The 13,385-nt window shown below is 37.5% G+C and carries 3 protein-coding genes and 1 pseudogene; all 4 read left to right on the top strand.

Going from position 1 to position 13,385, the window contains the following annotated elements; genetic code table 11:
* Window positions 1-788: 788 nt before the first annotated feature.
* Entirely contained in the window at window positions 789-3,479 is a 2,691-nt protein-coding gene (locus ACFIJR_RS07905; RefSeq protein ID WP_375651963.1) for an autotransporter outer membrane beta-barrel domain-containing protein, read from the top strand.
* A gap of 163 nt (window positions 3,480-3,642) precedes the next feature.
* A complete protein-coding gene (locus tag ACFIJR_RS07900; protein ID WP_375653939.1) occupies window positions 3,643-7,764 on the top strand; it encodes an autotransporter outer membrane beta-barrel domain-containing protein in 4,122 nt (1,373 codons plus the stop codon).
* A 147-nt stretch (window positions 7,765-7,911) separates the two neighbouring features.
* On the top strand, window positions 7,912-10,926 hold the full coding sequence (locus ACFIJR_RS07895) for an autotransporter outer membrane beta-barrel domain-containing protein (protein ID WP_375653938.1): 3,015 nt from the start codon (window positions 7,912-7,914) through the stop codon (window positions 10,924-10,926).
* A gap of 147 nt (window positions 10,927-11,073) precedes the next feature.
* Window positions 11,074-13,385: pseudogene (locus tag ACFIJR_RS07890) on the top strand (autotransporter outer membrane beta-barrel domain-containing protein); the annotation flags it as partial.

Genomic DNA, 13,385 nt, shown 5'->3' with positions numbered 1-13,385 from the left:
GAGGAGAGGATTTACAATATTAGAAATTGGCAAAGGAAAAGAAGATACTCAAGGGCAATGAGAGCTATATCCGATGAACTTTATATTATATCCGCTGTCGTTGTGAAATGGGGATGGCAAAAATGAGAGATATCTGAGAAAACTGATGAATGAGAACCATAATGACATATTGTTTTTGGAAAATGTGTTTTCTTAAAAGGAATGCGATAAATACCAGGATGAAGTCATGTATAATCTTTTACTTTTTAAAGATCCGGCTCTGAATGCGTTTAAATGTTATCAAGTTACATTAAAAGGAGGTAGTAAAAATAGGAACTGATTTTTACACATTCCTACTCTTTATTAGGCTGTCTTGCCACGAAGTTTGCTTAAAAAGGCATAGGTAAACTCTTGTTTTTCAATTTTGGTATATGTTTTGTCTGCTTACAAATACATATTGTTTCAATATAATATCTCTATCGTAAGGAGGTTGATTATACCCATTTTGGTGGGATTAGACAGCAATTAAAGCAGGCGTTTTTAATGCATGTCAACCGATTAAGGCTATTTTGGAATAACAACTTTAAAGGTGATTTTTCTGTCGTTCTTCAGTTATATTTTTGCAATTTTTTTGTAAAAGCAACAGATTTAGATTGTATTTTTGAGTAATTTTTTAATTCCATATTTACATAAAATACAAAAAATATTAATAAAATCACTATCTTTAAACCAAAACGTATTAAATTTTCTGGCTAAATCTCTTGATACGTTATGCATTGCTCTGTGATGGGCGGAATTATGGTGTAATTATGGTAAATCTATTTAAAAATCGTTTCTCCTTATGTACGTTCACGACAACACTTCTTTTTTTGACACATAATGTTGATGTGTATGCAATTTATTTTGAACATGTCGTTTGTTCTGAAAATGTTATACCTTTTCGGTGCGGTGATGGTAAGAGGTATGTAATTCATGATAAAAACTATCAGAAAACTGATGAAAATCAAGTTAAAGAGGCGGCCATAGAAGTATCTGGAACAGGGACATTGGTGGATGGGCAAAATATATTTATTACTGATATTTCGGATAAAAATACTGATTTGAAAAAAAACTTTTGGAAGTATGGTATAAAGGCGGATAATTATGGAAATGTTGAGATAGGAAGTGGAGGAATTCATTTGTCTCGTGGTATGGGAGTTCATACAGGAGAATGGGGAAAAGTTGGATTATGGGGTGTTTATATTATCGATAATGGTATTCAGGAGATAGATTTAGACAATCATGAACAAGGCTCAGTTTTTCAGATGACCCAAGAAGGTGGTTCTATTTATTACGGGGCAAGTAACGTTAAGGTTGCTAATGCCCACGGTGTATCATTGCTGGGAAAAGGAGGTTGGGTTGATATTGTACATTCTAACGTTTCCGTAAATAGTGATGTGTCTTATGGCATACGCTTTTTGGAAGGCGAAAAAGCTGGAAAAAAGCAAACAGAAAGCGCTTCTGTAAAAAAGGAGTCCTATATTTTTATGGGGGAGAAAGATTTATTTGGAAGTTTGCCAAAGACGAATTTACCTATGCGAGGGGAGGTGTTTTTGGGAAATACTTCTTTTAAAGTTCCATATAGTACAGCTATTTATAGCAACAAATCCGGTGGTCTTATTAGACTTTTAGAAAAATCTGAAATTTCTGGAGATTTATTGTTGAAGGCTGAAGGAGGCTCTTTAGTAAAGGTTTCAGCTAATGATTCTGTGCTTGTCGGGGGAGTGCATATTGATGAAAGTTCTTCTGCTGAGTTTCTGTTAGAAAGTGGTTCAAAATGGACTTTATCACAACCAAAAAATAAAAATTTACGAAGCTTTGATTCTATAGGTGACTCATCGAGTTCGTTGATCCATCTTATTGATAGTTCTATTGTTTTTGAGAGCCCCACAGATAATACAACGAGTGATTATCAGACACTTCGTATTGGAAAAGGAGAAGGTGTTGTTTATAAAGCGCAGGGTGATGCGCATATTTATCTTAATACATATGTAAATAAAGGGGGAACTATTAGAAATCAAAAAACTGATAGGCTTTTGATTTATGGTGATATTGAAGGAAAAACGATAATACATGTGAAAAGCGTTTCAGGAAGTCCAGGAGGAAAAACGGGGAGTGGTGGAAATAACCAGGGTATTTCTATCATTCAGGTTTCTGGAAAAGCAGAGGAAGGTTCTTTTCAGTTGGATGGTGATTATATTGCATTGGAGGGATTGCCTTATCAGTATAAGCTCTATGCTTATGGTCCAAGATCTCATTTAGGAAAAGCTAATTCTGTTCAAAGGCTTGTCGAAGGTGAAGGAGATTTTTGGGATTTTCGCCTAGAAAGTCCGGATATTCAAAGATCTGCTGATTATAGACATACTTCTATGGCTTCTGATGTGGCTTCTAAACCTATACTTCCTGCACATGTTTCTTTTGCGGATATTGTTCCAGTGTCTTCTGCGGATAGTCTTTCTAAGATTGAAAATGTTTTTCCGTCTCGACGAGGTGTAAGATCTGTTGTTCCTCAGGTACCAACTTATCTGCTTTTGCCAAATAGTTTATTCCATGCTGGTTTAATGGATATCAGCAATCAAAATAAGCAGTTGGAGAGAGTACGGACTAATCCTAGTGGAATGTTGGAAATTCGTGAAAATCCTGCTTCATTTTTGCGTGGCTATGGTGGGAGTTATCGTTATGTTTCAGATTTATCTGCGCTTGAATATGGTTATGGAGGGGATCTAGGGTACTATGCGCTAGAGACAGGTGTTTTGCTACAAAAAATTGAAAATGTTGACAGTGCTATATCCTTTGGGGTTATGGGGTCTTATGGAAAGCTCTCTCTACAGCCTCGAGATGTTGCACAAAGCCAAAAAAGTACATTTGATAAATGGACTGCTACAGTCTATGGCAGTATGCAGCATGATGCAGGATTCTATGTTGATGGTCTTTTATCCTATGGTCTGTTTAAGGGAGATGTTCTGACAACTGCTCGGGGTAAGACTGCAACATTGAAGGGTAACCCTTTAAGTGTTTCCTTAATGGGTGGTCAGAAAATTGCCACAGGATATGAAGGTGTTGTTTTTGATCCACAGGTTCAGGTTGTTTATCAACATCTTCAATTTAATGAGGTTCGTGATATTGATAATTTTAATATTGAGATGGATAAACTTGATCAATTGATGGTGCGTATGGGGGGGCGTTTAATAAAGACTCTTACTGCACCTGAAAAAGATCGTGATGTTTCTTTCTATGGAAAGATTCATTTTGCCCATGATTTTGGCAAAGAAAGAGCTGTGCGCTTTAAAGATTCTTTCCAGTTAGGGGCTTTTGGTTCTTCTCTAGAAGCTGGATTGGGTGTTAATGCTCAATTGTCTTCAAAGTTTGCTTTGCATGGAGATGTGACTTATCAGCACAAGCTTACCAAGGCTGGTTTTTCTGGAGTAAGTTTTTCTGGGGGTCTTCGCTACCATTTTTAGATAACCATAAATTATAAGATAAGTTTTACACAATTATAGAATTTTGTATGAAGTATAAAACGAATATTTAAGTTTTATACTTCTCATTTTTCGAATGTTTAACTTAGCGTTATTGCAGGTGTTATCTTCTTTTATATAAGGGGGGAGAGGTTGTAATAGAGTTATGGCTAATATATTTAAAAGTTATAAGTTTTTATATACTCTTACAACAGCTGCTGTTTCTTTTTTTCCAATCGTGGTTGTTAGTGCGAATTCTAACGCTTCTAGAGTTTCGTGTGATTCAGAGGCTCAGTTTTATACATGCAGTGATGGTAAGAAGCACGTAATCAAAAATAAAACCTATGATTTTCTAAACGCTTCTAAAGGTAAATCAGTTTCTGCTATATATGTAGGAAAGCAAGGCACAATTGTTAATGCGTCTCGTATAACTGTTACGGGTAGTAATCCAGATGAAATATCTCAATATGGTGCATTCGTACAAGATAGCGGAAAGCTTGTTCTAACGGATTCAAATTTTAAGAATATCCCCGGTCTTCGTGCTCTCAATGGAGTTATTCAAATGAACGACGGGAAGATTGAGGGAACTTCACACGCTATTTATGCATCGGGGAAAAAGACGGATATTGCTTTAGTTCGTGTAAATGTTGAGATTAAGCCAGACAATTTGAATGTAAAGGGTATAGGGATTGTAAGTGGTCTTGATGCATTTGTTAGGATGTCAGGTGGTACCGTTACTTTTAATGAGATTGGCGCATTTTCAACAAAATTTGGGGGGAAGTATCTTCTCGATACCATGATGGTTGAGGGAAAAGGAGAAAAATACACTGCTATAGTTGATAATGAAAGTGTTGATAAATTACCAGAAGCTTTTGACATATCTCAAGGGGGAGCTGTTCATTTGAGGGATAGTTCTATTCTGCTTACTGATATGCATGGCTTCTTGATTACAAATTTTTTAGGTTATGCCTATAAAAATGGCAAGCTAATTCAGAGTTATGATTCATCAGATGAATTTAAGAAAACAAATATTAATATTGAGAGATCAAATATTTCTGTGCATGGGATGGGGGTACATGGTCTGTACTTTGATACATTAGATTCAGATCGATGGGCTGATATGTTGAATATAGATGATAAAAAACGTTCAGAAACAGAAAAAATTGTTCTGGGAACTGCATCAGTTTATTTGTCAAAGACGTCTCTTACAGTTCCAGATGGTATTGCTATTTATGCTACGGGGCCTGAAGGTTTGGGAGCTGAAGCTACTCTTGAATTATCGGAAGGAACCAGAATCTCTGGTGATTTGTTATTTAAAGCTCAATACGACTCCTTTATAACCGTAAAAGCTAGGGACACTACGCTTACAGGAGATATTCGTGTTGAAGATACATCTACTGTTGATTTAGAGTTAACGCGTGGCTCGACATGGTATCTTACCCAAAGTAAATATTATCTCATCCAAAGTAAAAACGAAGATTCACAAGAAGGTATTTCTATAGATACATCCGTCTCATATATAAGTCTTTCAGACAGTACTATTGTTTTTAATAGTATATCCAATAATTATCAAACACTGCGCATTGGAAAAAAAACGATTATAGATGATATAGATGATATAAGTAAACAAGGTGAGTTGATAGCATTATACGGACTAGTCCATAAGGATGCATATAGTGCACAGGGTAATTCTCGGATTAAGCTCGGTGCATTTTTGAATGACGATGGTTTATTTGATACTCAAAAAGTTGATCGTATTTTGATTTATGGTGATGTCTCGGGGGAGACTACACTTCTCCAAGTGGAAGGTTTTTCCGAAAAATCAAAAAAAGAAGTCCGTGATAAAGGAAGTGAAAGTGTTTCACTTGTTCAAGTTTCTGGGTACGCGTGTGAAGATTCTTTTCAACTTGCCAGTGGGTATGTTACAATAGGTAGTTTTCCTTATCAATACCATCTTCGTGCTTATGGTCCAAGTTCTTCTTCTGGAAAAGCAGATCCCAAGAATAGATTAGTTGCAGGCAATGGAGACTTTTGGGATTTTCGCCTTGAAGGTATTTATGTGAGTTCCAAAGTTGATTCTTCTGAAACTAAGACTATTGAACCTGTTCATACGGATCTTACTTCCACTCCATCTACGCCTCCTTTTGTTGAAGTATCTTTACCGTCCTCTCCTCCTTTCGATTCTACATTTGTACCATTGCTTTCTACTGATACAGTTGAAACTTCGCATATAGAATCTATACCTACACCATCTGATTCAGTTACACCTCCTCCTCTGGCTCCTATGCCTGAACCACCTATGCCGTCTGCTCCACCTACGGTTTCTTCAGATGAGTTGTCTTTTTCAACCGAGCTTTCTTCTACGGAGGGTATTTCTACACCTGTTCCAACCGTTTACTCTACACCTCCTTCGTCTGAGTCGCCTGTGCCATCTGCTTCTGTTGACCTTAAGTCTATACCATCTCCTTCTGTTTCAGTTGAAACTTTACCTAAACAATCTATGTCTGCATCTCCGTCTGATTTAGCTAGATCTTTTTCTGTAGAACCTATGTTGGAGCTATCTTCTCCAGTTGAAAATTCCTTTACGGATTCTATCTTTACTCCTTCTGCTAATACAGTTGAAACTTCTCATATAGAATCCATATCTGCACCATCTGATTCAGTTACATCTCCTTCTTTGGCTCCCATGCCTGAACCACCTATGCCGTCTGCTCCACCTACGGCTTCTTCAGATGAGTCGTCTTTTTCAACCGAGCTTTCTTCTACGGAGGGTATTTCTACACCTGTTCCAACTGTTTTCTCTACACCTCCTTCGTCCGAGTCGCCTGTGCCATCTGCTCCTGTTGACTTTAAGCCTATACCATCTCCTTCTGTTTCAGTTGAAACTTTACCTAAACAATCAATGCCTGCATCGCCGTCTGATTTAGTTAGATCTTTCCCTGTAGAAACTGTGCTGGAGCTATCTTCTCCGGTTACGTCTTCTCCATTTGAGTTGTCTGTGCCATCTACTTCTGTTAGTTCTGAGCCTTCTGCATCTGTGTTATCTAAGTCAGTAGAATCTTCATCTAAAGATTCGGCACCCACTCCTCTATCTCCAGCCGTTATACCTGCCTCTTCTCCGTCTACGCCCTCTGAGTTAGGTGATCCTTCAGCTTCTTCCTCTCCAGTTGCAGTTGTTACACCAACACCTACTCCGTTTGAGCTTTCTGATCCAAGTGATCCTATACCTACAGATCCTGTTCCCACTCCGCCTGTTCCAGTTGAACCTACACCAGTTGTGTTTGTTCCTGTTAGGCTTGATATTCAGTCCGAGCCAAGAATTAGAGCGGTTGTTCCACAGTTACCAACTTATCTCCTTTTACCAAATGCTTTATTCCATACCCGCTTGATGGATCTTGTCTCTCAAAATAAAAAATTGAAGGCAATACGAAGCTCTTCTCGAGGTTCTTTGAAGAGTGATGAAAATCCAGCATTTTTTATCCGTGGTTATGGTGGAAGCTATCACTATGCTTCAAATCTTTCTGCTTTTGAATATGGCTATGGAGCCGAACTCGATTATAGTGCACTGGAAGCAGGCGTTTTATTGAAAGAAATTGAGAGTTCAGAGAGTTGCTCATTGTTTGGGGTGATGGGAACTTATGGAAACCTCTCTCTCCATCCTCTAAATGTTGAACAGAGCAAAAAGAGTCCATTTGATAAATGGTCCGTTGCTGCTTATGGAAGTCTGCAACATGATGCGGGTTTTTATATGGATGGGTTGTTATCTTACGGCTTGTTTAGGGGTGATGTTTTCACTCTTGCACGGGGTAAGGTCGCAACATTAAAAGGTAAACAGTCAAGTGCTTCTTTAACCAGTGGTAAAACATTTGCAATAGGGCGTAATGGTTTTGTTTTTGATCCACAGCTTCAGCTTATTTATCAGCATCTTCAGTTTGATGGTGTGCGTGATGTTGATAGTATTGATGTTGATATGGGAAAATTTAATCAATGGACGGCACGTGCTGGTGGGCGTTTAACTAAGTTTCTTGCGCCCTTTGAAGAGGGGCGTGTTATTTCTTTCTATGGTAAGCTTTATCTTATGCGTAGTTTTGGAGATAGACAGTTTGTTTCATTTAAAAATGATTTCCAGTTAGGTGATTTTGGTTCTTCTTTAGAAGCGGGGCTCGGTTTTAATGCCAAATTATCTTCGAAATTTGTACTTCATGGAGATATAAATTATCAGCATGGACTGACAAAAGCAGGGTTTTCTGGAATGAGCTTTTCCGGTAGATTACAATATCATTTTTAGTTATCCATGAAATATAGAATAATTTATATATAAGTATATAAGTGTTATATTAATAATTAAGTTAAATATTTATCGTATATTTATTTTAATAAGTTTATAATATACATTATGTGATTGTTCTTCGTTAATAAATAGGGGTAAGGAAGAATGGTGATAAATGTATTTTACAAACATGCATTTTTATACAATTTTACAACAGCTATTCTTTATTTTTTTCAGGTTGCTTATGTTAGTGCTGCAGGATCTTCAAGTGATGCAGGAGAGGCATTTTATAAATGCGATGATAGAAAAACACACTTTCTCGCAAATAAAGTTTATTACTTAAAAAATTCTCAGGAGGTTGCGCCTATTGCAGCTATATATGTAGAAAAAGTAGGCACTGTTGTTAATGCCTCTCAGATAACAGTTTATGGCGATAATCCAGATAAAATATCTGCCTATGGGGCGTATGTAAGAAATGGTGGAAAACTTAATCTAACATTTGCAGATTTCAAGGACATACCTGCTCTTCGTGCTCAAAATGCAGTTATTAGCATGACAGTAGGGGAAATTAAGGGTGCTTCACATGCTATTTATGCATGGGGGAAAGAAACGGATATTGCTTTAGAGAGTGTGAATATCGATATTGAGCCAGATAATTTGAAGGTAAAAGGGATCGGTATTATGAGTGGTTTTGATGCAATGGTTAGAATGTCAGAAGGTACCGTTAATTTTAATAAGATTGGCTCATTTTCAACTCGGTTTGGGGGGCGCTATATTCTTGATACTATGTGTATTACGGGGCAAGGAAGGAGGGAGGAAGCTAGAACAGATGGTGATGGCGCTATGGGGGTATTGCCGGAAGCTTTTGAGGTTTTTCAAGGAGGTGATGTTTATTTGAAAAAAGGTTTTATTCATCTTAACAATATGCACGCATTCTTGATTAAAAATTTTTCAGGTTATGTAGAAAACAATGGCAAATTAATTCAAAAGTATGTTTCGCCAGATGGCTTTAAGAATACAAGTATTAAGATAGAAAAAAACGATATTTCTGTGAAAGGGGAGGGAGTACATGGTCTGTATTTTAATGTTTTAGCTCCAGAAGAGCTTGCTAAGATGACTAGGCAACGAGATGATGAAAAAGTTTTAGAAACCCAAAAAGTTCTCACGGGGAAGGCATTTGTTTATTTATCACAGACAAATATGACAGTTCCAGATGGTATTGCGATTTATGCGAAGGGAAATAGAGGCTATAGGGCTGAAGGTATTCTTGAATTATCTGATGAAACAAAGATTTCTGGTGATTTGTTGTTAAAAGCTGAAAACAACGCTTCTCTATTGGTGAAAGCGAATTCTTCTTCTCTGACAGGAGGGACGCGTGTTGACGATAAATCAACTATTGATTTAGAGTTAACCCGTTATTCAACATGGTATCTTACTAAAAGTAAATACAATGGTTTACGGGAATCTGTTTCATCTCTTTCTTCTCTAAGTCTTTCCAATAGTACACTGATCTTTTATGATGAAGATATATTGAATGGTTATCAAACGCTACGCATTGGAAAAAGGCCGGATATAGGCGCAGGAGATAGAATTCTCGCATCAAAAGATAAAAAAGTTTACAGTGCTGAGGGAAATGCTCAGATTAAGTTGAGTGCATTTTTGAGTGATGAGGGTTTGTTTGATCCCCAAAAAACCGATCGTATATTGATTTCTGGTGATGTCTCGGGAACGACATTCATTCATGTGCGAAATTTTCCAAAAGCTGCAAATAAAGAAGTCCATGAAGGAAGAGATCAAAGCATTTCACTTATTCAAGTTGCTGGAACAGCGCAGGCAGGTTCTTTTCAACTCGCCAATGGTTATGATAGTTATACTACAGTGAAAGGTTTTCCTTATCAATATCGTATTCGTGGTTATGGTCCGAATTCGCCCTTTGGAAAAGCGGATGCTAAGCAAAGATTAGTGGAAGGTGAGGGGGATTTTTGGGATTTCCGTCTTGAAGGTATCTATATTTCTTCTAGAATAGGTACTTATAATGGTCCATTTATTAAACTGGCTTCGTTTTCATTATCTCATCCTTTAGATTCTCCGCCTCCCAATCCACTTCCTACGTCATTGACATCTGCCACACCTTCTTCTTCTACATCTTCTGACCCTGTTGAAACTTCGTCTAATCTTCCTGTGTCGCTTAATGTTCAGTCTAATCTCCAAATTAGAGCTGTTGTTCCTCAATTGCCAACTTATCTTCTTTTGCCAAATACCTTATTTCATGCTGGTTTAGTGGATATGACCACGCAAAATAAGACGGTAGAGACAATGCGGAATGCTTTTCATTCCTCTTGGAAGGATGATGAAAAGACAGCCTTTTTTCTGCATGCTTATGGTGGTAGTCATCATTATGCTTCCAATTTATCTGCTTTTGAATATGGCTATAACGCTGAGCTGAATTATAGTGCACTCGAAGCAGGTGTTTTGTTAAACGAGATTGAGAGTTTATACAGTCGTACATTCTTTGGGGCTTTGGGGAATTATGGAAATCTTTCTCTAACCCCAGAGGATGTTGAACAAAGCAAAAAAAGCGCATTTGATAAATGGTCTGTTGGAGCCTATGGAAGTTTACAGCATAATACGGGTTTTTATATCGATGGAGTATTATCGTATGGACTTTTTAAGGGAGATGTTTTGACACTAGCACGGGGCAAGGTTGTAGCGTTAAAGGGTAAACAGTTTAGCGGTTCTTTAACAAGTGGCAGAACGTTTGCAACAGGGTATAAAGGTGTTGTTTTTGATCCGCAGATTCAGGTTGTTTATCAGCATCTTCAGTTTAATCCGGCACATGATGTTGATAATATTGATGTTGATTTAGGAAAATTTCATCAATGGGTGGGGCGTGTTGGTGGGCGTTTAAGCAAGACACTTAATGTTTCTGAAAAGGGACGTGCCATTTCTTTTTATAGTAAGCTTTCTTATTTGCATAGTTTTGAAGATAAGCAATTTGTTTCTTTTAAAAACGATTTCCAATTAGGTGATTTTGGTTCTTCTTTAGAAGCGGGGATCGGTTTTAATGCCAAATTATCTTCGAAATTTGTACTTCATGGAGATATAAATTATCAGCATGGACTGACAAAAGCAGGGTTTTCTGGAATGAGCTTTTCCGGTAGATTACAATATCATTTTTAGTTATCCATAAAATATAGAATAATTTATATATAAGTATATAAGCATTATATTAATCACTAAATTAATTATTTATTGTATATTTATTTTATGAAGTTTATACTATATATTATATGATTGTTATTCTTTGATAAATATGAGTAATGAATAATGATGGTTAATGTATTTTATAATCATACATTTTTATGCACTTTTACAACAGCTATTCTTTATTTTTTGCAAATTTTCCATCTTGAAGCTGCTGGAAGTTTATGTGATCCAGAGGCTCCATTTTATAGATGCGATGATAGAAAAACACACTTTCTCGCAGATAAAGTTTATTACTTAAAAAATTCTCAGGAAGCTGCGCCTATTGCAGCTATATATGTAGGAAAGCAAGGCACAATTGTTAATGCGTCTCGTATAACTGTTACGGGTGATAATTCAGATGAAATATCTCAATATGGTGCATTCGTACAAGATGGCGGAAAGCTTATTCTAACGGATTCAAATTTTAAGGATATCCCCGGTCTTCGTGTTCTAAATGGAGTTATTCAGATGAATGACGGGAAGATTGAGGGAACTTCGCACGCTGTTTATGCATCGGGGAAAGAGGCGAATGTTGCTTTAGTTCGTGTCAATGTTGAGATTAAACCAGACAATTTGAATGCGAATGGTATAGGGATTGTAAGTGGTCTTAATGCATTTGTTAGGATGTCAGGTAGCACTGTTACTTTTAATGAGATTGGCGCGTTTTCAACAAAGTTTGGGGGGAGATATCTTCTCGATAACATGACGATTGAGGGAAAAGGGAAAAAATACACTTCTATAGTTGATAATGAAAGTGTCGATAAATTACCAGAGGCTTTTGACATATTTCAAGGTGGCGCTGTTCAATTGAGGAATAGTTCTATTGTGCTTAATGATATGCATGGCTTTTTGGTTAAAAATTTTTCAGCTTTTGTAAATAGTAGAGGCCAGCCTATTCATAATTATGATCTATCAGACGCTTTTAAGAAGACAAATATTGAGATTGAGAGCTCAAATATTTCTGTGCAGGGAAAGGGGGCTTATGGTCTGTATTTTAATCTATTAGATCCAAACACAGTGGCCGAATATTATGGACAAAAAGGTGTTTCAAAAGAGCCAAGAATCACTATGGGAAAGGCATCTGTTCGTTTAAAACAGACAACTTTCACAGTTCCAGATGGTACAGCTATTTATGTTACTGGGCAGGGCGGTTATGGAGCTAGTGTTTCTCTTGATTTATCAGAAGCAACAAAGATCTCTGGTGATTTGTTATTAAAAGCTGAAAAGAACTCTTCTATATCTATTAAAGCAAGCGCTTCTTCCCTTACAGGGGGTGTGCACGTTGAAGATACTTCTACTGCTAGATTAGAATTAACGCGTGGTTCTACTTGGTATCTCACAAAAAGCAAATATAAAGGTTTGCAGGGTTCTGTTTTTACAGATTCATCACTTTCATCTGTGAGTCTTTCTGATAGTACATTTATTTTCAATCGGGATGTATCCAGCGGTTATCAAACATTGCGTATCGGGAATGAACGATACAAGGAGGCATACAATGCGGAGGGTAATGTTCAGATTAAGCTCAGTACGTTTTTGAATGATGATGGTTTGTTTGATTCTCAAAAAACCGATCGTATTTTGATCTATGGAGATGTTTCTGGCACTACACTGCTCGTGATGGAAAATTTTTCCAAAACTTCAGAAAAGGAAGTAAGCGGTGAAGGAAGCAACAGTATTTCACTTATCCAAGTTTCTGGATATGCGCGTGAAGATTCTTTTAAACTAATGGGCGATTATACTGCAATAAATGGTTTGCCTTATCAATATCGTCTTCGTGCTTATGGCCCAAGTTCTTCTTTTGGAAAAGCAGATCCTATGAATAGATTAGTTGCAGGAGATCGGGACTTTTGGGATTTTCGTCTCGAGGGTATTTATATTAGTCCTAAACAAGATTCTTCTACAATTTTACCTATTCCACCTTCACCTTCTGCGCCGGTAGATCCTACACCTACAGACCCTGTTCCCACTCCATTACCTACACCTATTACACCAACACCTGCTCCGTCAGCGCCCTCTGATCCAAGTGATCCTGTATCTACAGATCCTTCATCTTCTTCCTCTGTGCCTATTACACCAACACCTTCTCCGTCAGCGCCCTCTGATTCAAGTGATCCTGTACCTACAGATCCTTTACCTTCTTCCTTTGTGCCTATTACACCAACACCTTCTCCGTCAGCGCCCTCTGATCCAAGTGGTCCTATACCTACAGATCCTTCATCTTCTTCCTCTGTACCTATTACACCAACACCTTCTCCGTCAGCGCCCTCTGATCCAAGTGATCCTGTACCTACAGATCCTTCATCTTCTTCCTCTGTGCCTATTACACCAACACCTTCTCCGTCAGCGCCCTCTGATCCAAGTGATCCTGTACCTACAGATCCTTCATCTTCTTC

Source organism: Bartonella sp. OD88NMGDW, from assembly GCF_042193775.1.
Lineage (GTDB): Bacteria > Pseudomonadota > Alphaproteobacteria > Rhizobiales > Rhizobiaceae > Bartonella > Bartonella grahamii.
Note: the sequence above shows the minus strand (reverse complement) of the source record. Positions and strands in the feature narration are given on the sequence as shown.